The organism is Arenimonas caeni (genome assembly GCF_003024235.1).
Taxonomy (GTDB): Bacteria; Pseudomonadota; Gammaproteobacteria; order Xanthomonadales; family Xanthomonadaceae; genus Arenimonas; species Arenimonas caeni.
Genome location: NZ_KZ679089.1, coordinates 85409 through 108239 on the forward strand (window position 1 = coordinate 85409; position 22831 = coordinate 108239).

General features: G+C 71.9%; 25 protein-coding genes. 10 read left to right on the top strand and 15 right to left on the bottom strand.

Annotated features, from left to right (window positions below; genetic code table 11):
- Window positions 1-10 precede the first annotated feature (10 nt).
- Together C6N40_RS07765 and C6N40_RS07770 are read right to left on the bottom strand one after the other, a co-directional pair.
- The gene (locus C6N40_RS07765) at window positions 11-1504 is read right to left on the bottom strand and encodes a hypothetical protein (protein ID WP_106990450.1); all 1494 of its coding nucleotides are present in this window, start codon (window positions 1502-1504) and stop codon (window positions 11-13) included.
- Entirely contained in the window at window positions 1501-1752 is a 252-nt protein-coding gene (locus C6N40_RS07770) for a DUF3297 family protein (protein ID WP_106990451.1), read from the bottom strand. The genes C6N40_RS07765 and C6N40_RS07770 overlap by 4 nt, the downstream gene beginning before the upstream one ends.
- A 235-nt stretch (window positions 1753-1987) precedes the next feature.
- Here C6N40_RS07770 and C6N40_RS07775 point away from each other — a divergent pair, with 235 nt between their 5' ends.
- The gene (locus tag C6N40_RS07775; RefSeq protein WP_106990452.1) at window positions 1988-2368 is read left to right on the top strand and encodes an HU family DNA-binding protein; all 381 of its coding nucleotides are present in this window, start codon (window positions 1988-1990) and stop codon (window positions 2366-2368) included.
- Window positions 2369-2455: 87 nt separating this feature from the next.
- Here C6N40_RS07775 and C6N40_RS07780 read toward each other — a convergent pair whose 3' ends face one another.
- From C6N40_RS07780 to C6N40_RS07800, 5 genes are all read right to left on the bottom strand, one after another.
- Window positions 2456-2971 (bottom strand): GNAT family N-acetyltransferase, encoded by a 516-nt coding sequence (locus tag C6N40_RS07780; RefSeq protein WP_106990453.1) that lies wholly within the window; start codon window positions 2969-2971, stop codon window positions 2456-2458.
- A gap of 37 nt (window positions 2972-3008) precedes the next feature.
- Window positions 3009-3308 (bottom strand): hypothetical protein, encoded by a 300-nt coding sequence (locus C6N40_RS07785; protein WP_106990454.1) that lies wholly within the window; start codon window positions 3306-3308, stop codon window positions 3009-3011.
- A 323-nt stretch (window positions 3309-3631) separates the two neighbouring features.
- Window positions 3632-5395, bottom strand: coding sequence for a GGDEF domain-containing protein (locus tag C6N40_RS07790; protein ID WP_106990455.1), 1764 nt, complete (start codon window positions 5393-5395; stop codon window positions 3632-3634).
- A gap of 19 nt (window positions 5396-5414) precedes the next feature.
- The gene (locus C6N40_RS07795) at window positions 5415-5714 is read right to left on the bottom strand and encodes a hypothetical protein (protein ID WP_106990456.1); all 300 of its coding nucleotides are present in this window, start codon (window positions 5712-5714) and stop codon (window positions 5415-5417) included.
- Window positions 5715-5741: 27 nt separating this feature from the next.
- Window positions 5742-6554 (bottom strand): SAM-dependent methyltransferase, encoded by an 813-nt coding sequence (locus tag C6N40_RS07800; protein WP_106990457.1) that lies wholly within the window; start codon window positions 6552-6554, stop codon window positions 5742-5744.
- A gap of 137 nt (window positions 6555-6691) precedes the next feature.
- On the opposite strand from C6N40_RS07800, the gene C6N40_RS07805 reads away from it, so the two are divergent.
- The 3 genes from C6N40_RS07805 (at window position 6692) to C6N40_RS07815 (ending at window position 10088) form a co-directional block, all read left to right on the top strand.
- A complete protein-coding gene (locus C6N40_RS07805) occupies window positions 6692-8323 on the top strand; it encodes an HD family phosphohydrolase (RefSeq protein WP_106990458.1) in 1632 nt (543 codons plus the stop codon).
- Window positions 8324-8410: 87 nt separating this feature from the next.
- Window positions 8411-9223, top strand: a complete 813-nt coding sequence (locus C6N40_RS07810) for a DUF3014 domain-containing protein (protein WP_106990459.1) — start codon at window positions 8411-8413, stop codon at window positions 9221-9223.
- A 34-nt stretch (window positions 9224-9257) separates the two neighbouring features.
- On the top strand, window positions 9258-10088 hold the full coding sequence (locus tag C6N40_RS07815) for a C40 family peptidase (protein ID WP_106990460.1): 831 nt from the start codon (window positions 9258-9260) through the stop codon (window positions 10086-10088).
- Here the strand turns inward: C6N40_RS07815 and bla are convergent.
- Complete coding sequence (bla, locus tag C6N40_RS07820) at window positions 10022-10903, bottom strand: subclass B3 metallo-beta-lactamase (RefSeq protein ID WP_106990461.1); 882 nt, start codon at window positions 10901-10903, stop codon at window positions 10022-10024. The two genes, C6N40_RS07815 and bla, sit on opposite strands and share 67 nt — an antisense overlap.
- A gap of 156 nt (window positions 10904-11059) precedes the next feature.
- On the opposite strand from bla, the gene C6N40_RS07825 reads away from it, so the two are divergent.
- From C6N40_RS07825 to C6N40_RS07835, 3 genes are read left to right on the top strand one after another with little or no spacing between them, the layout of a single operon-like run.
- Window positions 11060-12190: a GGDEF domain-containing protein gene (locus tag C6N40_RS07825; protein ID WP_106990462.1), complete on the top strand. Its 1131-nt coding sequence runs from the start codon at window positions 11060-11062 to the stop codon at window positions 12188-12190.
- A 45-nt stretch (window positions 12191-12235) separates the two neighbouring features.
- Window positions 12236-13273 carry a class I SAM-dependent methyltransferase gene (locus tag C6N40_RS07830; protein WP_162782139.1) on the top strand — a complete coding sequence of 346 codons (1038 nt, stop codon included), beginning with the start codon at window positions 12236-12238 and terminating at the stop codon, window positions 13271-13273.
- Entirely contained in the window at window positions 13270-13983 is a 714-nt protein-coding gene (locus C6N40_RS07835) for a pseudouridine synthase (protein ID WP_106990463.1), read from the top strand. Before C6N40_RS07830 ends, C6N40_RS07835 begins: the two co-directional genes overlap by 4 nt.
- A gap of 90 nt (window positions 13984-14073) precedes the next feature.
- Here C6N40_RS07835 and C6N40_RS07840 read toward each other — a convergent pair whose 3' ends face one another.
- Window positions 14074-14556 carry a YajQ family cyclic di-GMP-binding protein gene (locus tag C6N40_RS07840; RefSeq protein ID WP_106990464.1) on the bottom strand — a complete coding sequence of 161 codons (483 nt, stop codon included), beginning with the start codon at window positions 14554-14556 and terminating at the stop codon, window positions 14074-14076.
- A gap of 188 nt (window positions 14557-14744) precedes the next feature.
- Between C6N40_RS07840 and C6N40_RS07845 the strand changes: the two genes are divergently transcribed.
- Window positions 14745-15386 (top strand): RcnB family protein, encoded by a 642-nt coding sequence (locus C6N40_RS07845; protein WP_162782140.1) that lies wholly within the window; start codon window positions 14745-14747, stop codon window positions 15384-15386.
- Window positions 15387-15468: 82 nt separating this feature from the next.
- Here C6N40_RS07845 and C6N40_RS07850 read toward each other — a convergent pair whose 3' ends face one another.
- Entirely contained in the window at window positions 15469-17166 is a 1698-nt protein-coding gene (locus tag C6N40_RS07850; protein ID WP_106990466.1) for a DUF2268 domain-containing putative Zn-dependent protease, read from the bottom strand.
- 35 nt (window positions 17167-17201) lie between these two features.
- Window positions 17202-18296: a DNA polymerase IV gene (gene dinB, locus C6N40_RS07855; protein ID WP_106990467.1), complete on the bottom strand. Its 1095-nt coding sequence runs from the start codon at window positions 18294-18296 to the stop codon at window positions 17202-17204.
- Window positions 18297-18504: 208 nt separating this feature from the next.
- Between dinB and C6N40_RS07860 the strand changes: the two genes are divergently transcribed.
- The gene (locus C6N40_RS07860; protein ID WP_106990468.1) at window positions 18505-18882 is read left to right on the top strand and encodes a sterol desaturase family protein; all 378 of its coding nucleotides are present in this window, start codon (window positions 18505-18507) and stop codon (window positions 18880-18882) included.
- A 51-nt stretch (window positions 18883-18933) separates the two neighbouring features.
- Here C6N40_RS07860 and C6N40_RS07865 read toward each other — a convergent pair whose 3' ends face one another.
- The 3 genes from C6N40_RS07865 to C6N40_RS07870 form a co-directional block, all read right to left on the bottom strand.
- A complete protein-coding gene (locus C6N40_RS07865) occupies window positions 18934-19941 on the bottom strand; it encodes a GlxA family transcriptional regulator (protein WP_162782141.1) in 1008 nt (335 codons plus the stop codon).
- Window positions 19928-20368, bottom strand: coding sequence for a hypothetical protein (locus C6N40_RS14055; protein ID WP_162782142.1), 441 nt, complete (start codon window positions 20366-20368; stop codon window positions 19928-19930). Before C6N40_RS14055 ends, C6N40_RS07865 begins: the two co-directional genes overlap by 14 nt.
- A gap of 111 nt (window positions 20369-20479) precedes the next feature.
- Entirely contained in the window at window positions 20480-21367 is an 888-nt protein-coding gene (locus tag C6N40_RS07870) for a hypothetical protein (protein WP_106990470.1), read from the bottom strand.
- Window positions 21368-21527: 160 nt separating this feature from the next.
- Between C6N40_RS07870 and C6N40_RS07875 the strand changes: the two genes are divergently transcribed.
- Window positions 21528-22040: an EF-hand domain-containing protein gene (locus C6N40_RS07875; RefSeq protein WP_162782143.1), complete on the top strand. Its 513-nt coding sequence runs from the start codon at window positions 21528-21530 to the stop codon at window positions 22038-22040.
- A gap of 48 nt (window positions 22041-22088) precedes the next feature.
- Here the strand turns inward: C6N40_RS07875 and C6N40_RS07880 are convergent, their stop codons facing one another.
- Window positions 22089-22700 (bottom strand): OmpW/AlkL family protein, encoded by a 612-nt coding sequence (locus C6N40_RS07880; RefSeq protein WP_106990472.1) that lies wholly within the window; start codon window positions 22698-22700, stop codon window positions 22089-22091.
- Between the last annotated feature and the right edge of the window lie 131 nt (window positions 22701-22831).

Below are 22831 nucleotides of genomic sequence, written 5' to 3' on the forward strand. Positions count from 1 at the left end.
CGGCGGGGCGTCACCAGGGTGCGTGGATAGGCAGTTCGAGCAGGCGGCCGTGGCGGTTGATGGCGGCCTGCACGTCCTCGCGTTCGAGCATCGCACGCCAGCGTGCATCCCGGGCCGGCTCGAGCGAGGCCGAGTCGCGGAAGCGCTGGACGGAATAGAGCGTGTCGCCGCGCTCCACGGGGTTTTCCAGGTTGGCGACCAGGGCCGCGGCCGCGGCATCGTCCTGGCCGCGGTCGAGCAGGGCCTCGGCGTACACCGACTCGCCCTGTTCGCGGTTGTCGCGCAGGTAGCCGAGCGCCGCGTCCGCCGCTTCCTGGTCGCCCAGGGCCAGCGCCGCGCGGTGCTGCACGCTGGCCTGCACCATGCGTCCGAACGGGCTCATCCGGCCGACCGACGCCGCCACCTCCAGGGCTTCGCGCGGCTGGCCGGCGCTGACCAGGTGATGGGCCAGGGTGAGCACCTGGCTGACGTTGTCCTGGCCATCCTCGCGGGTGGCAGCGGCCCGCCGGTACATCGCGATCGCTTCGTCCTTGCGGCCCAGCCGCACCAGCGCCTCGCCGGCGCGGTCGTAGAGCCAGGACAGCTGCTCGTGCTGGTCCACGTAGACGTCGCCCTTGAACGGGTTGTCGGCGATGGTCGCGGCGACCTGTTCGGCCAGGGCCACCACGTCCTCGTTCTCGCCCAGCATCAGCAGTGCCGATGCGTACTCGGCCTGGATGCCCACGACGCCGCTGTCGAGCAGGGCGCGGGCGCGAAGGTCGTCGGCGCGGCGCCGGGCCAGGCGCGGCAGCGCCTCGGCCGTGAGCGCGGGGTCGCGCACCGCGTCGTAGCGGCGGTCGGCCAGCAGCTCGATGACCAGGCGCGGGTGGGTGATGCCGGCCACCACTTCACGGGCCGCGGCCTGCTCGCCGCGTGCCAGGTGCTGGAGCGCCAGGTCCAGCCACAGCTCGTCGGCGGGGCCCGTCCAGGCCCACTCGAAGCCGCCTTCGTACAGGGTCTTGAGCAGGGCGTAGCGCGCCGGGGAATCGAAATCGGTGGCCCACACGGCCTGGGCCACGTCGAGGTCGTGGTCCTGGCGAACCTGCCGGGGCCAGCGCCGGAAGGCCTCGCGGAAGGTGTCGGCCACTTCGTCGTGCAGGCCCAGGTCGCGCGCGATGTAGGCGTGCATGGCCCAGTCCTCCAGCTCCGCGTCGGCGAAGCCGGTCGTCAGGCGGGCATGGCGCAGGCCGCGCGGCAGGTCGCCGGACCAGGCGGCGTAGCGGGCGATGTAGGCGTGCAGGCGTCGCTGCGCCGTCGGCGCGAGGGACGCGCCTTCCGGCAGCTCGAGCGCCTCGGCCAGCCGGTCGGCGGCCGCCGAGAAATCCTCCCGGCCTGCGGCCTGGTCGGAAGCGCGCACCTTCGCCAGCACGGCGTCCGGCACCGGGGCCGGCTGGGGCGCCTGCGCGGCGCCGGCGCCGGACAGCGCCAGCAGGCCGGCAAGCGCGAGTGCGCGCAGGGCGGTCACCCGGCGTCGGCCTCGTCGAGGAACCACACCTCCACCGTGCCATTGGCCTTCATGGTCATGGCGTTGCCGCGGCGGTCGAGCGACTTGCCCACCGGCAGCCGCACCCAGCCCTCGGAGATGCAGTATTCCTCGACGTTGTTGCGCTCGATGCCGTTGAAGCGCACGCCGATGCCGCGGGCCAGGGTGGCCTCGTCGTAGTGCGGGCTGCGGGGGTTGACGCTCAGGCGGTCGGGCGGGGTGTTGCTCATGGTCGGGTTTCCGGGGTTTTTGCGGCCTCCGATGATAGCCAACCGGCCGGGCGCGGCATACGCAATCGGCGGCAGGGACCGGACGCGGCGGCGCCCGTTTGTCCGGGGATGCGAAAAAACCCGGGTTTTAGCCCATTTTCCCCTTGGCGGCGGCTCCGCCATGCCCTACATTCGTCGTGCCGGGGGGGAAACCCAAGGCACCCCAAAACCCAATCAGAACCACGGGAACAAAATAATGGCTACCAAGAAAGCTGCGAAGAAGAAGGCTGCCCCGAAGGCCGCTGCCAAGCCGGCCGCGCCGAAGCCGATCAAGGAAGCCCTGAGCAAGTCGGGCCTGGTCTCGCACATTGCCGAGGGTACCGGCGTCGCCGCGAAGGACGTGCGCGCTGTCCTGGGCGCGCTCGAGGGCGCGGTGCACGGCTCGGTCTCGAAGAAGGGCGCTGGCAGCTTCACCCTGCCGGGCCTGCTGAAGATCACCGTCGTCAACGTTCCGGCCAAGCCGAAGCGCAAGGGCATCAACCCGTTCACCAAGGAAGAGCAGTGGTTCGCCGCCAAGCCGGCCACCGTCAAGGTGAAGGTGCGTCCGCTCAAGAAGCTCAAGGACGCCGCGGCCTGAGGCCCGGCCCGCGGCCTGGCGCCGCGGATCGTCCGCGACACGACGGGGTGGGTGCTTCGGCACCCGCCCCGTTTCTTTTCCGGCGGCTCAGCCGGGCCGTTCGATCGAGTACACCACCAGCTCGTCCTTGCCGACCTGGCGCAGCCCCAGGCTGCGCATGCCCAGTGACTCGAGCAGCCTGCGCGAGGCGAGGTTGGTCTCGTTGACGATCGCCAGCAGCCGGGGCGGCTGCAGCGCCCCGAAGGCATGGGCCAGCACCAGCCGCGCTGCTTCGCCGGCCAGGCCGCGGCCACGCCACGCCGGCAGGAAGGCGTAGCCGATGTCGGGTTCGGGCAGGGTGTCGCGGCGGATCACGCCACAGACGCCGGCCACTTCGCCGCCGGGCTTGGCCTCCACGGCCCACATGCTGTAACCGTGCTCGCGGTAACCGGCCAGCGGGCCGGCCTCGAGGTAGGCCCGGGCCTGCTCCGGCGTGCGTACGCCGCGGTCGCCGATGTTGGCGATGAAGTCGGGGTCGTTGAGCAGTTCGAGCAGGAAGCCGGCGTCGTCGGCGCGCAGTTCGCGCAGGCGCAGGCGGTCGGATTCGGGCAGTGGCTGTGGCATGGGCGGCTCCGTGCGGGCCGCCCGATTATCGCGCGGCTCAGGGCCGGGCGAGCGTCACCCGCTGGATGCCGTCGAACTCGTCCACGCGCCGCTGCTGGGGCGGGGAGCGCCGGTCGGCGGGAGCCACCTCGGCGACCAGGTCGCGGGCGTCCATGCGCACGGCTTCCGGCACGACGATGCGGAACGTCACCGTAGCCGACGCCGAAACCTTGCCACCCTGCGGCGCCAGCGAAACTTCGCCCTGGGCCAGCGCCGGCTGGGCGAAGGCAAGCAGCAGGGCACACAGCGCGGCGAGGCGGGGGAGCTTGGCGATCCGGTGCTTGCGTTCCACGTTCATGGTGCTGCTCCGCTTGCTTTTCGGTCGCGCCGTGCGGGGGGGCGGGCGATCCTTGGAGAGCAGTCTAGGAAGCGGTGCACGTGACGGGTGCGCAGCGGCTCACACTTGCCAACTGTGGGAACACACGCACACTTCCCGACAAAACCGGCGATGCGCCACGGTTTGGATTTGCGGGCAGTCACACTTCCACGCGAAAGCGTGATGTCCGGCCAAACCCAGGCTGAATGCACCGGTTCCCAATCCAACGCGCGGATGCTCGCGCATCGGCCATCGGTGCTCGGCGGGAAGCGTGTAAAACAGTTTCGGTGGCCGAAGGGCCGGCGCTAGCTCGTCGTGGCGCCGGCCAGGCCCGGATCGCTGGTGCCGTGGGTGCGCACGCGGTCGCGCCCGGCATGCTTGGCCTGGTAGAGCGCGTCGTCGGCGCGGCTGAGCAGGGTCAGGAAGTCATGGCCGCACTGGCGCGTGCCGACCACGCCGAAACTGGCGGTGACGGTGAACGAATGCCCGGTCGGCGCGGTGTCGATGGCGGCGATGCGCTTGCGGCAGGCCTGCGCCAGCGCCACCGACGAGGCCAGCTCGCAGCCGACGAGCAGGATGGCGAACTCCTCGCCGCCCAGGCGGCCGAGCACGTCGTGCTTGCGGCAGACCTCGCCGCAGGCGCGCGCGACCTCCTTGAGCACCCAGTCGCCGACGGCGTGCCCGAAGCGGTCGTTGATGGACTTGAACTCGTCGAGGTCGAACATCACCAGGCCGGCGTCCTCGCCGTTGCGCTTGCCCAGGGCCAGCAATTCCTCGGCGCGGTGGCTGAAACTCATGCGGTTGGGGATGCCGGTGAGCGCGTCGGTTTCCGCCAGGCGCCGGAACAGGCGCTGCGAACGCTGCGCCCGCCAGGCCCAGGTGCCGATGGCGCCGAGCAGCACCACCAGCAGCGCGAGCAGCAGGTGGTTGATGCGCGACGACAGCGTCGCCGCCTGTTCGCGCAGCTGCAGCAGCTGGTTCTCGCGGTTGAGCAGGTCGATCGCCTGTTCCTTCTCGCGCGTCTCGGCCATCACCTGCTGGTAGGCCAGGGCCCGCGCGGACACCTCGTCGAGGTGAGCCTTGTCGGCCGCGGCGTAGTTGATGTGGTGGGCCAGGGCGGCGGCGTTGTCGCCGCGCTGCAGCGCCACCTCGTAGAGCACCCGGTGCGCGGCCACCAGCTGGGCCGAACCGCGGATGCCCGCCGCATGGTCGAGCGTACGCCGGGCGAAGGTTTCGGCCTGCACGTAGTCACCGGTCGCGAAGCTCATCTCGGCCAGATTCGAATACACAAAGCCGATCAGCGAGGGGTAGCGCGTGGCCTCGATCTCGGGCAGGTGCCGCATGAGCAGGGCGATGCCTTCGTTCCGCTCGCCGTGCTGGAAGGTCACGCGTGCCTTGTACATGCGCCCGTAGTTGGTCATCACCGGCTCGCCGGCGGCGATGCATCGGCTGATCTGCTCGTCGATGAAGGCCATCCGGTCGGCCAGCTTGCGCTGCCCCCAGAGCGACTCGAGCAACAAGGCGCCACCGAAGCAGGCCGTGCGGCCCGTCGGCTGGTCGGCGAGCATGAGCTCGGCGAAACGCTGGCCCTCCTCGAACTGCCCGACCAGGTTGGAGATGGTGCTGGCCGCGGCCCAGCCGTGGTGCCTGATCTCGGGATTCCCGATCTCGTCGATGATGGCGAGCATCTCGTTCATGTAGCGCACGCCCTCGCTGAACTCGCGGGTGACCGCCATCGAGTTGACCATCAGCGCCGCGGCGCGGAAGCGCACCTCCACGTGCTCCGAGCTTTCGAACAGTTCGCGTGCCGCCTCGACGCCAAGGTCGAAGCGCCCGCTGTAGGACAGTTGGTAGGCCTTGAGGTAGGCCAGTTCGTCGCGCTGGCGCGTCGAGGCCGAATCCAGGCTGGCGTTGAGCTGGCCCAGCAGTTCGTTGAACTGCTGCGGGTCGGCGCTGCGCACGGCCTCGGCCTGGCGCAGCATGGCCTCGAAGGCCGGCGACGCACCGGCGCGTGGCGATGCCCCGAGGAGCATCGCCACGGCCATGGCGGTGGCGTACCAGGCGCGCATGCCGGTCCGGCCGGTCGCCTCAGTGCAGGCCGGTGCGGCGCACCGACTCGGACGGCTCGTCGTCCGCCGGGCTGTCGCGGTCTTCTTGCTCGTCGTCCTTGCGCTTGTTGTCGTCGTCGGCCGGGAACAGCATGCAGATCATCTTCGGGCGGCCGCCCAGCAGCCCGCCCAGGGCGTCGGCATCACGCGCCAGCAGGGCCTCGCGCGCGGCATCGTCGAGCGCCAGCCCGTCCACGGCGGCTTCGAAGGCCTCGCCTTCCAGGGATGCGAGCGTCGGGTCTGCGCCCAGGCGCTCGAGGAATTGGATTACGTTCGACATCACTTGCTCCCCTTGGTGGTGGTTGGATCAGTGGGTGGCGGCAGCAGCCAGCCTTTCGGCTTCGTCGAGCTCCGCCAGCCGAGCCAGCAGCGCGTCGTTGCGCTCGGGCTTGCGGCAGGGCGGCAAGACCAGCGTGGTCTGGGCATCGAGCCGGGCCCCCGGCAGCCCGTGCAGCGGCAGGCGTTCGATGCGCGGGCGATGGATCGGCAAGGTGGCCGCCTCGTACAGAAGGCACTCATGGTCCAACGGGTAGTCGCCGGCCAGCAGGTCAACCAGCAGCTGGCGATGCGCGGGGCCGGTGGCGAAGCGCCGGAAGCCGCGGTCGCCGGCGACGCCGGGTTGCCAGACCACCAGCCAGGCGCTGGTGTCGATGCGGCGCCGGTAGAACATCAGCTGGCTGGCCTCGAAATGCTGGCAGCCCGATTCGCCCGGGTCGATGCCCAGGTCGGCGTAAAGGCAGTCCTCGGCCGAGATGCCGGGTTCCATCACGGCCTGGAAGCCTTCCTCGCGGGCGAGGGCGACGGCGCGATGCGGGGCCTGGGCGAACACGCCCGGGTGGCCGTAGAACGCGCCGCAGACGCGCTTGCCGGCCCGGACCTCGGCCAGCATCGCCTCGACCATCTCGCGGTAGGTATCGGTGCGGGCCTTGCCCTCCCGGTAGAGCGGCTGCAGGCTGCGCACGTCCGGGTGCATCTGCTGCACCCACAGTTCGACCAGCGGGTCGGACACGGCCACGAACACCACGTCGGCCGCTTCGATGTGGCCGCGCGCGCGTGGCGCGAGGTGTGCACCCAATGTCATGCCCAGGCCGACGCAGGCCAGGCTGCCGCGCTTGTCCATCTTCCCCGGGGCTCCATTTGCTGCCCTGCGAGAGTATCGGAACGGGCAGGGGGCGGCCAGCAGCCGGGCCATTCGGCAATTGCGCGGCCGGCCGATTGGTAGCAGTGTTCCGGGCAAGCCAACGCCGCGCGCCCGCCATGAGCACCGACACCGAGATCCTCAGCCGCCTCGAGACCCTCAACGCCATCGGCGTGGCCTTGTCGCACGAGCGCGACCTGGCCACCCTGCTCGAGCGCATCCTCGAGGCCGCGCGCAACTTCGCCGATGCCGACGGCGGCACGCTCTACCTGGTCGAGGGCGACGTGCTGCGCTTCGAGGTGCTGCGCAGCGGCTCGCTGGGCTATTTCATGGGCGGGCGGCACGGCGAGCCGATCAGCTTCCCGCCGATCCCCATGCACCGCGAGGACGGCAGCCCGAACGACTCGATGGTGGTGGTGCATGCCGCGCTCACCGGCCGCACCGTCAACATCGCCGACGCCTACGACGCCGAGGGCTTCGACTTCAGCGGCACGCGGGCCTTCGACGCGCGCACCGGCTACCGCTCGAAGTCCTTCCTGACCGTGCCGATGAAGGACCACGACGGGCGGGTGATCGGCGTGCTGCAGCTGCTCAACGCCATCGGCCCCGACGGCGGCATCCGCCCCTTCGGCCCGGCCATCCAGCAGCTGGTGGAGTCGCTGGCCTCGCAGGCGGCGATCGCGCTCAACAACCGCCGGCTGGTCGACCAGCTCGAGAACCTGTTCGAAGCCCTGATCAACCTGATCAACACCGCCATCGACGAGAAGTCGCCCTACACCGGCGGCCACTGCGAGCGCGTGCCGGCCCTGACCACCCTGCTGGCCGACGCCGTGGCGCGCACCACGGTGGGCCCGCTGGCCGACTTCAGCATGGACGAGGCCGACCGCTACGAGCTCAAGATCGCCGGCCTGCTACACGACTGCGGCAAGATCACCACGCCGGTGCACGTGGTGGACAAGGCCACCAAGCTGCAGACGCTGTTCGACCGCATTGAGCTGGTGGACACGCGCTTCGAGGTGCTCAGGCGCGACGCCGAGATCGCCCACCTGCGCGGCGAGCTCGACGCCGCCGCCTACGCCGCGCGCCTGGAGCAGCTCGACGACGACCGCGCCGCGGTGCGCCAGGCCAACACCGGCGGCGAGTTCATGGACGATGGCCGCATCGACGCGCTGCGCCGCATCGCCCGCTACACCTGGCGTGGCCCCGACGGCCGCGAGCAGCCCTTCCTCTCGGCCGACGAGCTGGAAAACCTGTGCATCCGCCGCGGCACGCTCAACGAGGCCGAGCGCGGCATCATCAATCACCACATCACCATGACCATCCGCATGCTCGAGGCGCTGCCCTGGCCGGCGCACCTGCGCAACGTGCCCGAGTACGCCGGCGGCCACCACGAGCGCATGGACGGCAAGGGCTACCCGCGCGGCCTGACCCGCGAGCAGATGAGCGTGCAGGCGCGGGTGATGGGCATCGCCGACATCTTCGAGGCCCTCACCGCCGCCGACCGGCCCTACAAGTCGGGCAAGACGCTCAGCGAATCGCTCGCCATCCTCGGCCGGATGAAGCTCGACCATCATGTCGACCCGGACCTGTTCGACGTGTTCCTGCGCGAGCGCGTCTACCTCGAATACGCCGTGCGCTTCCTGCCGCCGGAGCAGATCGACGCGATCGACTGGGCGAAGATCCCCGGCGTCTCCGCCGAACTGGCCGCCGAACTGGCCGCCGCCGACGCCTGCGCCCCCGCCTCTCTGTAGGAGCGCGGCGGGTCTGCGGCACCGCGTTTCGCGGAACTTCAGCGCCGGCGGTGCAGTCTCCATGAAGGTGCCTTCAAGGAGGATGTAATGGCCAAGCGAATCAATCCCGGCCCGGTGCTGGCCGTCGTTTTCCTGGGCGTGGCCGGCGTGCTCGCCTGGAAGTACTACCCGCGCGAGGCGCCGGCGCCGGCGCCCGTGGCCCAGCCGGCCGCCCCTCCGGCCGCCGAACCGGCGCCGCCGCCGGAGCAGTACCCGATCGAGGCCGTGCCTGTGGTTCCGGAGGAGGCCAGCGAGCCGCTGCCGGCGCTGGAGGACAGTGATCCGGTCGCCTGGGCGGCGCTGTCGGCCCTGCTCGAAGGCGGCGACCTGGCGCAGTGGCTGCTGCCCACCCATCTGGTGCAGCGCCTGGTGACCACCATCGACGCACTGCCGCGGCGCGACATCACCCGGCAGGTCTACGCCGCCCGGCCGATCGCCGGCGAGCTGGTGGTGTCCGAGGCCGCGGGCACGCGCTACCTCGACGCCGCCAACTTCGCGCGCTACGACGCCGCGGTGGCCGTGTTCGAACGCATCGACCCGCGCGCGCTGGTGTCGGCCTACGTGCGCCTGTACCCGCTGTTCGAGCAGGCCTGGCGCGAGATCGGCCCGCCCGGGCGCCGCTTCAACGACCGCCTCGTCGAGGTGATCGACCACCTGCTGGCCGCGCCCGCGGTGCAGGGGCCGATCGCGCTGGTGCCGGCCGAGGGCCGGCCGCGCTGGGAGTTCGCCGACCCGCGGCTGGAGCAGGCCTCGATCGGCCACAAGGCGCTCTGGCGCATGGGGCCCGACCACGCCACGCGCGTGAAGGCCAAGCTGGCGCAGCTGCGCGAACTGCTGGCGGCGCAGCGCCCGGCCGCCTGAGCACGATGCCGCCGGCCTGCGTTAGGCTGGCGGCATGTCGCCCCTGCAAGCCATCGGCCGCCGCCTGGCCCATTTCCTGGCCAAGCCGCGCGAACGCAGCAGCCACCTGCCCACCAGTCCGCCGCAGATGCTGGCGGCCACCCTGCGCAAGGGCGACGTGCTGCTGGTCGAGGGCAGCAGCCGCTTCGCCACCGCCATCAAGTACCTGACCCAGTCGACCTGGTCGCACGCGGCCCTGTGCATCGGCGATGCGCTGGGGCCGCCGGCGCCGGGCGAAGAAGCGCGCACTTTCGTGGACGTGGACGTGGTCGAGGGCGTGCGGACGGTTCCGCTGTCGGCCTTCGCGGGCCTGCATGCACGCATCTGCCGGCCGGTGGGCCTGTCGGAGGCCGAGCGCGACGCGCTGGTGCAGTTCATGCTCGAGCGCAAGGGCCGGATCAGCTACGACCTCAAGAACATCCTCGACCTGGCCCGCTACCTGGTGCGCACGCCGCCGGTGCCGGGCTCGCTCAAGCGGCAGATGCTGGCGCTGGGCAGCGGCGAGCCGACCAAGGCGATCTGCTCGAGCCTGCTGGCGCAGGCCTTCGAATCGATCCGCTACCCGATCCTGCCCGAGATCGAGCGCGTCGACCCGAGCACCGAGCAGGGCCGGCGCGCGCGCAGCGAGATCCTGCACATCCGCCACCACAGCCTGTACGCGCCGCGTGACTTCGACGTCTCGCCTTTCTTCGAGATCGTCAAGCCGCGCCTGGCCCAGGGCTTCGACCACCGGGCGCTGGAGTGGCACGTGCCGGTGGCTCAGTCGCCCGAGCCGGCCTCCTCGGCCACCCTGCGCGAGAGCCAGGCCTCGCCGCCCTCCGCGTAGGCCACGCAGGCGTTCGCGTCGAGCAGGGCGTTGCGCGAGGGATCGGCCTCGCGTTCGGCGAGCTTCCCGAACAGGCCCGAAAAACCGGGGTGCGCCGACACCAGCAGGTCGCAGGGCAGGGCGGCGACGCGGGCGATGGTGGCGCGGAAGGTTTCGATGCGCGCGGGTTCGTCGGTGAAGCGGAAGCCGGGGGCCGAGACCGCGGTCAGGCTGTCGGCGTAGACGAGGTCGCGGCAGTCGTCGCCGGCGCAGCTGCGCCAGCTCCAGGTGCTGCCGCCCGGCGTGTGGCCGGGGCTGGCGAGCATCGTGAACGTGGTGCCGCCGAGCATGAGCGTGTGACCGTCGGCGACCACCTGCACCTCGCGCACGGGCGGATAGCCATTGACCTCGTCGCCGAAGCCGGCCTGCGGGTCGTCGTGGGTGGTCGAGCCGCGCCGCAGCGCCTCGGCGCCGGCGGCGGTGGCCAGCACCGGCGCGCCGCTCATGCGCTGCAGCGCCGCCAGGCCGCCGGCGTGGTCGAAGTGGGCATGCGAGTTGAGCAGGTAGCGCACCTGGGCCATGTCGAAGCCCAGCGCCTCCACGTTGGCGGCGATCAGGGGCGCCGACTGCGGCAGGCCGCCGTCGATCAGCACCAGGCCGTCGGACGTCGCCACGAGCACCGCCGACAGGCCGCGCGTGCCGACGTACCAGCTGTCGCCGTGCAGGCGGAAGGGCGCCTGCGGCTCGTTCCAGCCCGGGCAGGCGCGGCATTCGATGGCCGCGGTGTCGGCGCCGGTGGTGGCCAGGACCAGGCCCAGGGCGAGGGTCAGGGACATTGAGGATCTCCGGTGTGGGCCAGGCGGGGATCGTCCCGGCCGGTCAGGGCCATGTTCGACCGTGAAGATGGCTTTTCGCGGGCAGGCCGCCCCCGCTTGACTGGCGTCGTCCGCTGCCTGACCTTGTCGGGCAATGGATCCCGGACCCCACCCGCCATGAGCCCCGACGGCACCGCCCGCGGGCACCCGGCGCTGCGCGCCTGGCGGCTGTCGCAGATCGTGGCCGATACCTACGAGCGCTCGAAGCTGGCGGGTTTCCTGTACCTGTTCGGCTGGGTGGTGGTGGGCTGGCTGGCCGATGCGCACCGGATCGCGCCGGTGCCGGCGGTGGCGATGGCGGTGGTGTTCCTGGCCCTGGGCGTGATGCGCCTGGCGATGCGGCCGCCGCCGCGCGAGGACGAAGCCGCCAACCGCCGCTGGCTGCGCAACTACGCCTGGGTGCTGCCGTTGGCGCCGCTGGCCTGGGCCGGCCTGCAGGCCTGGCTGCTGCTCGACGCGCGCTTCAGCCAGCCGGTGCGGATGGCCTCGCTGGTGGCCACCATCGGCTACGCCACCGTGTTCGTGAACGTCTACACCACCGTGCGGCATTTCGCCGCGGTGGGCGCCGGCGTGCTGTTCCTGCCGCCGCTGGTGCTGGTCTGGCTCGACCCTGGCCAGCAGGCGCTGGCCGTGGCGATGACCTTTTACGCCGTCTATCTGGTGGGCGCACTGGTGCGCACCCACGCCGAATACCGACGCCGGCTGGACCTGGACGTGGCGCTGCGCGAGCAGCGCGATCTCTACGAAGGCCTGAGCCGCACCGATCCGCTGACCGGCCTGGCCAACCGCCGCCAGTTCACCGCCCGGCTCGATGAACTGGCCGCGCGCGCCGGCCGGGGCGGCCCGGGCTTCACCCTGGTGATGATCGACGTCGACCACTTCAAGCGCGTCAACGACGACCACGGCCACCTCGCCGGCGACGCCTGCCTGGTCGGCCTGGCGCAGCGGCTGCAGGCGGTTTTCCCGCCCGACTGCAGCCTGCTGGCGCGGCTGGGCGGCGAGGAGTTCGGCGTGCTGCTCGAGGGCGATGCCGCCAGCGCGGCCGCATCCGCCGAGGCCCTTCGCCGCAGCCTGGCGGCGGGGGCCATCGACTGCGGCGGCGTGGTGGTGCGGGTGACGGTGAGCGTGGGCGTCGCCGGTTTCGACCCCGTGCGGCATGGTGACGGCGAGGGCCTTTACCGCGCCGTCGACCGCGCGCTCTACGAGGCCAAGGGGGCGGGGCGCGACCGCCTGGCGATCGCCTCCTGAGCGCAGGCGTTAGACTCGTCGGCCCGCCGCACACCGAGCACGACCTTGCCGCACGGCCACTCCGACCCCGCCCTCGACACCCTGCTGCTGGTGCCGGATTCCGGCGCGCTGGCCTGGCCGGCACCGGGCGCCACGTTGTTCCTGCGCGCCCGCGCCGGCGTCGCCCTCAACGCCGCGCGCGTGCACCGGCCGGTGTGCGAGCAGAGCTTCAAACCCTTCGCCGACGCGCTGGCCCAGGATGGTTTCAACGTCTCGGACGCCAGCGAGGGGCGCTTCCCGCTGGTGATGCTGCTGGCGCCGCGCCAGCGCCTGGAGGCGCGCGCGCTGCTGGCCCGCGCCGTCTCGCAGTGCGCGCCCGGCGGCGTGGTGCTGGCCTGCGTCGGCAACAAGGAAGGTGCGCGCACGATGCAGGACGACCTGGCCCGGCTGGCCGGGCCGGTGCAGGTGCTGTCGAAGAACCATTGCCGCGCGGTCTGGACCGCGCCGCTGGGCGGTGCCGTCGATGCGGCGCTGCTGGCCGGGTGGCTGGCGCTGGACGCGCCGCGGCCGATCCTGGACGGGCGCTTCGTGAGCCGCCCCGGCCTGTTCGCCTGGGACCGCATCGACGCGGCCTCGGCGCTTCTGGCCGCCCACCTGCCGGCCGACCTGGCCGGCCACGGCGCCGACCTCGGCGCCGGCTGGGGCTACCTGGCCGCCGAGGTGCTTGCGCGCTGCCCGGGCGTCACCGGCCTGGACCTGTACGAGGCCGAGGCGCGCGCGCTGGAACTGGCGCGCCGCAACCTGGCCGGCGCAAGCGTGCCGCTGGGGTTCCACTGGCACGACGCCACCACCGGGCTGGCCGGCCGCTACGACTTCATCGTCACCAACCCGCCTTTCCACCAGGGCCGCGCCGACCAGCCCGAGCTGGGCCAGGCCTTCATCGCCGCCGCGGCCGCCGCGCTGCGCCCGGGCGGACGCCTGCTGCTGGTGGCCAACCGCCACCTGCCCTACGAGCAGGCGCTGGCGCGCGGCTTCGGCCAGGTGCGCAAGCTGGCCGACGCCGACGGCTTCAAGGTGGTCGAAGCAACGAGGGTGGGCGCATGAAACTGGTGAAGCTGCTCGCCAACCTCGGCTATGGCAGCCGCAAGCAGGTGGCGCTGATGTTCCGCGAGGGCCGCGTCACCGATGCCGACGGCGAGGTGCTGTACGCCGACGACGTGGTGGAACCCGCGCTCGTGCGCGTCGACGACGAGCCGCTGGATCCGGCGCCGGGCCTGCTGCTGGCCCTGCACAAGCCGCTGGGCTACACCTGCTCGACCAAGGACCCGGGGCGCGTGGTCTACGACCTGCTGCCGCCGCGCTTCCGCCTGCGCAACCCGGTGCTCTCCACCGTCGGCCGGCTCGACCGCGACACCTCGGGCCTGCTGCTGATGACCGACGACGGTGCGCTGCTGCACCGGATCATTTCGCCCAAGTCGAAGCTGCCCAAGGTCTACGAGGCCACGCTGGCCCAGGACCTGCGCGGCGACGAGGCCGCGGTGTTCGGCAGCGGCACGCTGATGCTCGAGTCGGAAACCACGCCGCTGGCGCCGGCCGGTTTCGAGGCCCTGGGCCCGCGCCGGGCGCGCCTGGTGCTGCATGAAGGCCGCTACCACCAGGTGCGGCGCATGTTCGCGGCGGTGGGCAACCACGTCGAGGCGCTGCACCGCACGCAGGTCGGCGGGTTCGCGCTCGGCGACCTGGCGCCGGGGCAGTGGCGGGCGCTGGACGAGGCCGATCGCGCCACGCTGTTCGACGCCGACGCCTCCCTGTAGGAGCGCCTTCAGGCGCGAATCTTTTGCCTTTGCCTTCGGCAAAGAAGGGCTTCGCGCCTGAAGGCGCTCCTACAAGGGCGCGGCGGCGGCTCAGTCGCGGAAGTTGTCGAACTGCAGCGGGATCTCGAGGTCGGTCTTCTTCAGCAGTGCGATGGCGTCCTGCAGGTCGTCGCGCTTCTTGCCGCTGACGCGCAGCTTGTCGCCGTTGATCTGCGCCTCGACCTTGAGCTTGGCTTCCTTGAGCGTGGCGACGATCTTCTTGGCCAGCTTCTGCTCGATGCCCTGCTTGATGGTGATCTTCTGGCGCGCCTGGGCCAGGTTCACCTCCGGCTCGCCCACGTCCAGGCAGCGGATGTCGATGCCGCGGGCCACCAGCCGGCCGCGCAGGATGTCGAGCATCTGCTTGAGCTGGAAGTCGCTGGGGGCCTTCTGGGTGACCACGAAGCCGTCGAGCTCGAAGCTGGCGTCCTGGCCCTTGAAGTCGAAGCGGTTGCCCAGCTCGCGGTTGGCGGTGTCGACCGCGTTGGTCAGTTCGTGCTTGTCGACTTCGGAGACGACGTCGAAGGAAGGCATGGCATGGCACCCGATTGGAGATCGCCGCGATTCTATCCGAGCCTGAAGCGGTGTTCAGCCTGCTGAACACGCGGCAGCCCTTCACGCCGGCGAAACGAAGGATTCAAGGGCAATTCAGTGCCCCGGCGACAACCATTCCCCCCGTGGCCGGCAACTTCAGTCCGCGCCCGCCTCCCGAGGGACTGACGATGAAAAAGTTTATGGTGTTTTCCCTGGCCGCCCTGGTCGCCGGCGCCGCCGCGCTGCCGGCGCAGGCCGACGACCCGCGCCTGCGTGGCGTGGCCGCGGCGGTTGCCGCCAGCAGCGACGATGGCCGCGAATGGCGCGGCGAGCGTCGCGACAACCGGGGCGAACGCCGCGACGGCCGCCACGACCGGTGGGACGACCGCCGCGATGACCGCCGCGAGGTGCGCCATGACCGCCGCGACGACCGTCGCGACTGGCGTGGCGACCGCCGCGATGACCGTCGTGACTGGCGCCAGGACAACCGCAACGACCGCCGCGACTGGCGCCCCGACCACCGCGACAACCGCCGCTACGCGCGCCACGACGACCGCCGCTGGCGTGGCAACCACTGGCGCCCCGAGTACCGCTACCGCGCCCCGGCGCGCTACGTGTACCCGCCGGGCCATCGTGCCTACCGCTGGCACGTCGGCCACCGCCTGCCGTCGGCGTACTACGGCCGCCCGCACTACTACGTCGACTATCGCCACTACCACCTGCCGCCGCCGCCCTACGGCCATCGCTGGGTGCGCGTGGACAAGGACGTGATCCTGGTCGCCATCGCCACCGGCCTGGTGCTGGACGTGCTCTACGACCTCTACTACTGAGCGTCGTTTCGAAGTGTCCCCGAGGGGCCGGCCATGCCGGCCCCTCTTCGTTTGACGACGGCCTGCGTGGCCGCCGGCCGGCTCAGCCGCCCGCGGGCGGGATCGGCGTGTAGCCGCTGCGCATCGGCGGCATGTTGCGGATCGGCGTTTCGGTTTCGAAGCCGCCTTCGCGGCAGGTGTAGCGCATGCGCATCGGTCCGGCCGTCCCGGCGGCTCCCAGCGGCATGCCAATGGACGGGCCGCCCGGCGGCGTCACGGTGGCCCGGCCCGACATGGTTTCGGTGTCGGGGCATAGGTTGAGCTGGCCGCCCTCGGCGGACCAGCGGCCGGAGGCCACGGCCGTGAGCTGTCCGATGCCGCGGGTGATGCCGTCGGAGCCGTCGGCCTCGAAGCGGCCGCGCGCGGTCATGCGTCCGGCCTGGTAGCGGCCGTCGGCCCCGAGCAGCAGGGTTTCGCCGGCCTGCTCGACCTGGGTCATGCGCACGTTCGGCGGCAGGTTGTCGCGCAGCCACTGCGCCGCGCCACCCGAGCTCAGCTGCCAGTGGCCGACCAGGCAGGCATCGGTGCGCACGCTGCCGGCGCAGTCGCCGCAGCCGCTGCGCCGGGTCGCGGCCAGGCGCAGTTCCGTGCGCGAGTTCGCGGCCAGCAGTGCCGCGAACCGCCAGGTGTCCGGGTCGCCGGCCTGGGTGTCGAGGTCGGCCGGGAACGGCCCCCAGTCGGCGCCGTCGTCGGGCCGCGCACCATGCCAGCGGGCCGGGCTGGCGCCGAGGTCCCAGTCGCCGCAGCCGATCCGGACCCGTGCGCGTTCGAGCACGAAGGGCCGCAGCGCCACGCGCTGGGTGGTGCTGCCGTCCCAGGCCCACTCCGGGCCATCGCGGGGCGACACCCGGAACGCGCCGGCCGGCCGGTGGATGCGCCCGTCGAGGTAATCGCGGGCGAAGGCCTGCCAGTCGGCTTCCGGCAGCGCAGCGGCCAGCGCCACTTGCTGCGCCGCTTCGCCCGCCTCCTGCGAGAGCGAAGCCAGGAAGGGCATCACGCCCTCGCTGCCGCGCTGGTCGGCCAGCCAGAGGAAGAAGACCAGGTTCTGGTAGGTCATGCGGGTCAGCGGCATGTCCGGCGAGTCGTCGTCGAAGGCATCGGCGCGCCGCTGGAAGTAGGCCGGGTCCGGCACGGCCATCGACGCGAACCAGTCGGCCGAGCCCTCGAGCCACCAGGCGGGGCCGCGGGCGGTCACCAGGGCGTCGAGGATGCGCGGGTCGAAGGTCGAGCGCTGCACGCAGTGGAAGAGTTCGTGCGCGACCACGGCCGCGGCGTGGGACAGGTCGGCGCCCGGGCCCATGGCGTAGAAGATCACCTGGCATTCGCCGTGGTTGCCGGCGAAGTTGGCCATGCCGGCGATGCCGCCGATCTCGTCGAGTGTCTCGTCCGGGGGCAGGTCGTCGGCAACGAGCACGGTGGTGTCGACGATCTCGAAGCGGCCGATGTGCTGCAGCGCCTCCGCCGTCAGGCGCACGCCACGGTCGATTTCCTCCAGCAGCGACTCTTCGACGATCCAGTCGGCAGACCGGTCGTGGACGACGCGGATGTGGTGCCGACCGAACGGCGTGGCCACTTCCACGCGCGAGCGCTCGACGCAGTCGTAGTCCACGTCGCGCAGGCGCGCGTCGAACTGGTCGCGGTAGGCCGGGTCGGCGCAGTCGCCGAAGCTGGCGCGCGACTCGCCCGGCAGGGCGGCGAGCAACAGCGGGAGCAAAAGCAGGCACAGGCGGAATGGCGTCATCTGCGCTTCCTCGTCGGTGGGTCTTGTCGAAAACGTCAGGCGGTGCCGTCGCGGGCCGCCGGGGCGTCGAACAGCCCGGGCTGCGGCGGCAGTTCGTCCACGGGGCGGAAGTTGGCCAGGCCGACGCCGACCAGGCGGTAACGGGTGCGGGCCGGCAGTTCGACTCGCTGGCGCAGCTCGAGCGCGATGGCGGTGAACTCCTCGAGCGAGGCCGGCGGCACCGGCGGCGTCAGGCTGCGGGTGAGGATGCGGAAGTCCGAGGTCTTGAGCTTGAGCACGACCGTGCGCGGGCTGCGGTCGGTTTCGCGGCGCGCGGCGGCCCAGGCCTTCTGCGCCAGGCGGGTGATGGCCTCGGTGGTCTGATCGAGCGGCAGGTCGGATTCGAACGTGTCCTCGGCCGAGACCTGGGTGGTGGGGCGCTCGGACTGCACCGGATGCTCGTCGATGCCCAGCGACAGCTCGTGCAGGCGCCGGCCCCAGCGCCCGAACCGGCGCTCGAGCGCCTCGGCACCGTGCTCGCGCAGCTGGCCGACGCTGCGGATGCCCAGTCCGGCGAGCTTCGCTTCCATCACCCGCCCGACGCCGGGCAGGCGCCCGACCGGCAGCGGCGCCAGGAAGTCCGCCACCCGCGCTGGCTTGAGCACGAACAGGCCGTCGGGTTTGTTCCAGTCGCTGGCGATCTTGGCCAGGAACTTGTTGGGCGCGACGCCGGCCGAGGCGGTCAGCCCGGTTTCCTCGCGGATGGCGGCGCGGATCGCCTCGGCCACGGCGGTGGCGCTGGGCAGGCCGAGCTTGTTGACGGTGACGTCGAGGTAGGCCTCGTCGAGCGAGAGGGGTTCGATCAGGTTGGTGTGTCGGGCGAAGATGGCCCGGACCTGGCGCGAGACGGCCTTGTAGCGCGCGAAGTCGGGCGGCACGAACACCGCCTGCGGGCACAGCTTCTCGGCCCGTAGCGCCGGCATGGCCGAGCGCACGCCGAACTTGCGCGCCTCGTAGCTGGCCGCGCAAACCACCGAGCGCGCTCCCCGCCAGGCCACCACCACCGGCCGCCCGCGCAGCGCCGGGTCGTCGCGCTGCTCCACGGACGCATAGAACGCGTCCATGTCCACATGCACGATCTTCCGCCTCATTCCACGCCGTCCGCCAGAAAGTAGGGTCCGGGCACATTAACGCTCCAATCACCCGGGCAAAGCGTTAATGTGCCCGGACGCCATTTTGGGGGAGGAGGCGGGGTGGACGGATTGCCGGCAGGGGTCGGGAGGTTTCGTGAGCAGTACCGGGCGACGGAGATTCCGGCCGGGTACACCGGGACGGCGCATGTGCTGTTCACGTTCGGCGATGCCGATCGAATCGCGCCGCGACCTGCGCGCGCTGCTGTTCCCGCCGATCCTGGTGATCTTCTTCTTCGGCGGCTTCGCCGTGCCGGTGTGGTTCCTGCTCGAGGCCTTCGTCTCGGCCAACGTGGCCTGGCTTTTCGTCGCCAGCGCCATCGCCTACTACCTCAACTACGAACTGCTGCACACGGCCTACCACATGCCCGACGGCCACTGGCTGGGCCGCCTTGGCCTGGTGCGGCGCCTGTGCTGGCTGCACCAGGCCCACCGCGACCCGCGCCTGATGGCCAGCCGCAACTTCAACATCACCTACCCGCTGGGCGACTGGTTGTTCGGCACCCTGCACCGGCCGCGCGACGCCGCTACTCCATCCGGGCCTTGAGCTCGGCGCGGTAGCGGCGGCTGCAGGCTCGGGCCGGGACCCGACTGGCGCTCAGTGCGCGCGCAGCCGGAAGCGCTCGCGATAGTCGGCGGGCGTGAGTGAGGTGGCGCGCTTGAACAGCTTGCGGAAGCTCGAGGCGTCGGAATAGCCACAGCGTTCGACGATCTCGTCGAAGCTCAGCAGCGTGGTTTCGAGCAGGGCCTTGGCGCGTTCCACCCGCAGGTGCTGCAGGTGGGCCAGCGGGGTGGCGCCGTGGTGCTGGCGGAAGTGCCGCAGCAGGCTGCGTTCGCTGGTGCCGCAATGGGCGGCCAGTTCGGCGATGCTCAGTTCGCGGTGCAGCTCGCGCTGCAGGAAACCATCGGCCTTCTCGAGCAGCGAGTGCCTGGGCCGTTCGGCCAGGGCGTGGCTGATGTAAGGCGCCTGGCTCTGGCGATCCGGGTCAATCAGCATCATGCGCGCGGCGTGCTGGGCCAGGGCCGGATCGGCAATCCGGGCCAGCAGCTGCAGCAGCCAGGTCATCACCGCCGTGCTCGCGCCCGTGGTGGTGATGCCGTCGTCCTCGACCACCATCTGCTGCACGTCCAGCGACACGCGCGGGTAGCGCGTCCGGAAGACGCCATCGAGCCACCAGCTGGTGGTGGCGCGACGGCCGTCGAGCAGGCCGGCCTCGGCCAGCAGCAGCGAGCCGCAGCAATTGGCGGCCAGCGGCACGCCGCGCAGCGACAGCGCCCGCAGCAGCTCCTGTTCCGGGCCGTAGCCGGCCAGGCGGTCCGCCGCGTCGCGTGCGCTCGAATGCATGTAGCCGGGTACCAGCAGCAGGTCCAGGGCCTGGTCGGGGGAGCGCACGGGCCCCAGCTGCAGGCCGCCGGCGTCGGTCATGGTGGCCTCGCCGCGCGCACCCACCAGCACGGTGGTGAAACGCGGCGGCGCGGCGGGCTGCCGCAGCTGCACCAGCTTCGAGGCGATGCGCAGCATGTCCATCGGGCCGGTCAGGCTGGAGGCCAGGGCACCGTCCAGGGCCAGCAGCCCGAGGGTGAAGGGACGCTCAGTCGGCGACATAGATCGCTCCCGAGTGTTCGGCCAGCCAGTCGGCCAGCGCCGCGGGCACGGCGAATGCCGGCTGGCCGGCGGGCAGGGGCTGATTGCAGCCGACCAGGCGCACATGGCCGGGGTGGCCCTCGGGCAGTGGCGTGGCCGACGGCGCAAGCAGCAGGGGCTGGCCGCCGGCGTCCAGGGTCAGCAGCCAGAGTCCGCGCGGCGGCAGTTCGCCGGCACGGCAGTTTCCGGACACGCGCAGGCGCAGGTCGGCGCCGTCGGCAGGCAACAGGCGCCAGCGCTGGTCCTGCCGGTGCAGCACGGCGTCGTAGCGGGCGCCTTCGACGAAGATGGCCTCGTCGGCCGCGGGCTCGGCGGCGGCGGACGCCTGCGGGGCGGCGGCGAACAGGCTGGCGAGGGCGAGCAGGAGGGTGGGCATCGGGCGTTTCATGGCGGGCTCCTTGCGCTTCCCCGGGGTGGGGCCCGGGTCGTGCACAGGGTCTCGCTGGCGAAACCGGCCCGTCAGTGGCTAAAACGACGCCTTGGGGGCGAAATCGGCCATTCAGGCGCCCGGGGCCGGGCAACCCTCGGGGTAGTGCAGCCAGCCGGTGAGCAGGCCATCGGCGCCCAGCACGCGTTCGACGCGGCCGCAGTGCAGCACCGGCGGCTGCTCGCCCACCGGCAGCCACAGCGGCGAGCCCTCGCCGGGCAGGTCGTCGCCCGCGGCCACCGGCGCCACCGATTCGATGTCGCCGTGGCCGAGGTCGACCACGCAGTCGAAGCGCGCCTGGCTGCTGTCGCGCAGGCGCACGCCGGCCTTGCCGTGGTTCATCGGCCAGGCGCGGGTGACCGCCTCGGTGGCCACGCCGCCGTCGAAGGCGCAGCGCAGCACCGCCGTGGCCAGCGACGGGAGATGGCGCGACCAGTCGCCCTCGGCCTTGCCCGCGGCGTCGGACACCGGCGCGGCATCGAGGTCCAGGCCGTATTCGGCCGTGCAGCAGCCATTGCCCTCGAGGCCGCCGGCGAAGCTGAGCGTGGCGCTGAACGGCATCGCCGGGCCGTCGGCCATGGTGTCGAAGCACTGCGCCGGCGCGAGCACCGCGCCGAGCACCGCCTCGGGCTGGTCTTCGGGGGCGCCGCGGAAGGTGAAGGCACCGGTCTCGGTGGCGCGCAGTTCGCCGGCGAGCACCGTCTCGCCGTCCGGCGTACTGAGCACGCCGCCGTCGACGCCGACCTCCAGGGCCCAGAACGGCTCGTTGCCGCGGCACAGGAAGGTGCGCGGCACCTGGTCGGCGGGGCTGTCCGCCGTTTCGGCGACGCCGGCTTCGGACGGCGCCCCGGGCGCCGGGGCGGCGACAGGTGCGGGAGCAGGCGCCGGCGCCGGTTCGGGTTCGCGGGAACAAGCCGCGAGGGCGAGGACGAGGGCAGTCGCGAGGATGTTGCGGCGCATGGCGGGAGCCTCCGGGGGGATGCCAAGAACATGCCGCAGCCCTCGAGCCCCGGCAAGCTGAACGTGGGCCGCGCAGGCTGGGGCGTGGGGTCAACCGGCGCCGGCGGGCTGCGTTCTTGCAGATGTGGGCGGAATGCACCGCCGCGAACCGGAGAATCCCATGCGCAAGACCCTGATCTTCACCGCCCTCGCCCTGGCCAGCGGCCTGGCCTTCGCCCAGGCCGACAAGCCGGCCGACCGTGACGCCGCCCGCGCCGAGTGGCGCGCCCAGGCCGATGCCCGTTGGGCCGCGTCCGACAAGGATGGCGACGGTGCGCTCGACCGCGCCGAGGCCGCCGCGCACCACGCGCGCCTGGGCGAGAATTTCGACCGGATCGACGCCAATTCCGACGGCAGGATCAGCCGCGAGGAAATGCGCGCCATGCACGGCAAGATGCGCCACGGCGGCCGCGGCGGGCACCGCATGCAGGGCTACATGGCGGGCCTGTTCGTGGGAATGGACGACGACCGCAATGGCGCCATCAGCCGCGCCGAGCTCGGCGACAAGGCGCCGCGCATCGCCGAGAACTTCGCCGCCATCGACAAGGACGGCAACGGCGAGATCAGCAAGGAAGAGTTCCGGGCGTTCCGGAAGGCGCAGCGCGACGAGCGTCGCGCCGGCAAGGCCGACTGAGGCCGGGGGAAGTGCGGGCGGGGCGCGGGGGCGCCCCGCCCACGACGGTCAGAACCGCAGGCCGGCGCTGATGCCGTAGACGACCGGATCGACGTCGGCGGTGCCGACGGCGCCCAGGGTCTCGACGGTCACGTCGGTGTCGAAGTCGAGCTTGCGCACGTCGGCGCGGATGAAGAAGTTGTCGTTCACGTACCAGTCCAGGCCGGCGCCGAAGGCGATGCCGTCGGCGTTGGAGGCGTCGATGCCCAGGCCGGCCAGCGCGCCGAGCGTGCGCTCGCCGGACACGTTCACCCAGCCGTAGCCGAGGCCCACGAACGGGCGCACCTTGCTGTCGGGGGCGAAGTGGTAGTTCAGGCTCAGCGTGGTCGGGCGATGCTCGACGCTGGCGACGGTGCCCAGGCCGGCGAGGGTGACCTCGTGCTCGAACTTGGCCAGGCCGGACCACAGCTCGACCGAGAAGTTGTCGTTGAAGGCATAGGCGAAGCTGCCGGTGACGCTCCAGTCGTCGTTCACGCTGGCGGCGGCGCCGGCGAGCGTGCCGTTGTTCGACTTCGGGTCGGTGTTGCTATAGCCGAGGGTCGAGGTGAAGCCCTGGGCGTTGGCGCTGGTGGCCGCCATGGCGGCGGCGAGGGCAAGGCTGGTCAGCACGAGGCGCTGCATTTGGAATTCTCCTGGGTCGTTCGGGGGGCCGGCCCATTGCCGGTGCCGCGCAGGTTGCTGCGGCCGCCATCAAGCGGCGGTGAGCCCGGCGCCAACGCAGCGTGAAGCGCCGGGGGAACCCCTGTCGGCAG

What these genes read in the sequence shown, in the direction of transcription:
- C6N40_RS07770 (WP_106990451.1), bottom strand. Translation starts at nt 1,752, where the DNA reads ATGAGCAACACCCCGCCCGACCGCCTGAGCGTCAACCCCCGCAGCCCG.
- C6N40_RS07775 (WP_106990452.1), top strand. Translation starts at nt 1,988, where the DNA reads ATGGCTACCAAGAAAGCTGCGAAGAAGAAGGCTGCCCCGAAGGCCGCT.
- C6N40_RS07780 (WP_106990453.1), bottom strand. Translation starts at nt 2,971, where the DNA reads ATGCCACAGCCACTGCCCGAATCCGACCGCCTGCGCCTGCGCGAACTG.
- C6N40_RS07785 (WP_106990454.1), bottom strand. Translation starts at nt 3,308, where the DNA reads ATGAACGTGGAACGCAAGCACCGGATCGCCAAGCTCCCCCGCCTCGCC.
- C6N40_RS07790 (WP_106990455.1), bottom strand. Translation starts at nt 5,395, where the DNA reads ATGCGCGCCTGGTACGCCACCGCCATGGCCGTGGCGATGCTCCTCGGG.
- C6N40_RS07795 (WP_106990456.1), bottom strand. Translation starts at nt 5,714, where the DNA reads ATGTCGAACGTAATCCAATTCCTCGAGCGCCTGGGCGCAGACCCGACG.
- C6N40_RS07800 (WP_106990457.1), bottom strand. Translation starts at nt 6,554, where the DNA reads ATGGACAAGCGCGGCAGCCTGGCCTGCGTCGGCCTGGGCATGACATTG.
- C6N40_RS07805 (WP_106990458.1), top strand. Translation starts at nt 6,692, where the DNA reads ATGAGCACCGACACCGAGATCCTCAGCCGCCTCGAGACCCTCAACGCC.
- C6N40_RS07810 (WP_106990459.1), top strand. Translation starts at nt 8,411, where the DNA reads ATGGCCAAGCGAATCAATCCCGGCCCGGTGCTGGCCGTCGTTTTCCTG.
- C6N40_RS07815 (WP_106990460.1), top strand. Translation starts at nt 9,258, where the DNA reads ATGTCGCCCCTGCAAGCCATCGGCCGCCGCCTGGCCCATTTCCTGGCC.
- bla (WP_106990461.1), bottom strand. Translation starts at nt 10,903, where the DNA reads ATGTCCCTGACCCTCGCCCTGGGCCTGGTCCTGGCCACCACCGGCGCC.
- C6N40_RS07825 (WP_106990462.1), top strand. Translation starts at nt 11,060, where the DNA reads ATGAGCCCCGACGGCACCGCCCGCGGGCACCCGGCGCTGCGCGCCTGG.
- C6N40_RS07835 (WP_106990463.1), top strand. Translation starts at nt 13,270, where the DNA reads ATGAAACTGGTGAAGCTGCTCGCCAACCTCGGCTATGGCAGCCGCAAG.
- C6N40_RS07840 (WP_106990464.1), bottom strand. Translation starts at nt 14,556, where the DNA reads ATGCCTTCCTTCGACGTCGTCTCCGAAGTCGACAAGCACGAACTGACC.
- C6N40_RS07845 (WP_162782140.1), top strand. Translation starts at nt 14,745, where the DNA reads ATGAAAAAGTTTATGGTGTTTTCCCTGGCCGCCCTGGTCGCCGGCGCC.
- C6N40_RS07850 (WP_106990466.1), bottom strand. Translation starts at nt 17,166, where the DNA reads ATGACGCCATTCCGCCTGTGCCTGCTTTTGCTCCCGCTGTTGCTCGCC.
- dinB (WP_106990467.1), bottom strand. Translation starts at nt 18,296, where the DNA reads ATGAGGCGGAAGATCGTGCATGTGGACATGGACGCGTTCTATGCGTCC.
- C6N40_RS07860 (WP_106990468.1), top strand. Translation starts at nt 18,505, where the DNA reads ATGCCGATCGAATCGCGCCGCGACCTGCGCGCGCTGCTGTTCCCGCCG.
- C6N40_RS07865 (WP_162782141.1), bottom strand. Translation starts at nt 19,941, where the DNA reads ATGTCGCCGACTGAGCGTCCCTTCACCCTCGGGCTGCTGGCCCTGGAC.
- C6N40_RS14055 (WP_162782142.1), bottom strand. Translation starts at nt 20,368, where the DNA reads ATGAAACGCCCGATGCCCACCCTCCTGCTCGCCCTCGCCAGCCTGTTC.
- C6N40_RS07870 (WP_106990470.1), bottom strand. Translation starts at nt 21,367, where the DNA reads ATGCGCCGCAACATCCTCGCGACTGCCCTCGTCCTCGCCCTCGCGGCT.
- C6N40_RS07875 (WP_162782143.1), top strand. Translation starts at nt 21,528, where the DNA reads ATGCGCAAGACCCTGATCTTCACCGCCCTCGCCCTGGCCAGCGGCCTG.
- C6N40_RS07880 (WP_106990472.1), bottom strand. Translation starts at nt 22,700, where the DNA reads ATGCAGCGCCTCGTGCTGACCAGCCTTGCCCTCGCCGCCGCCATGGCG.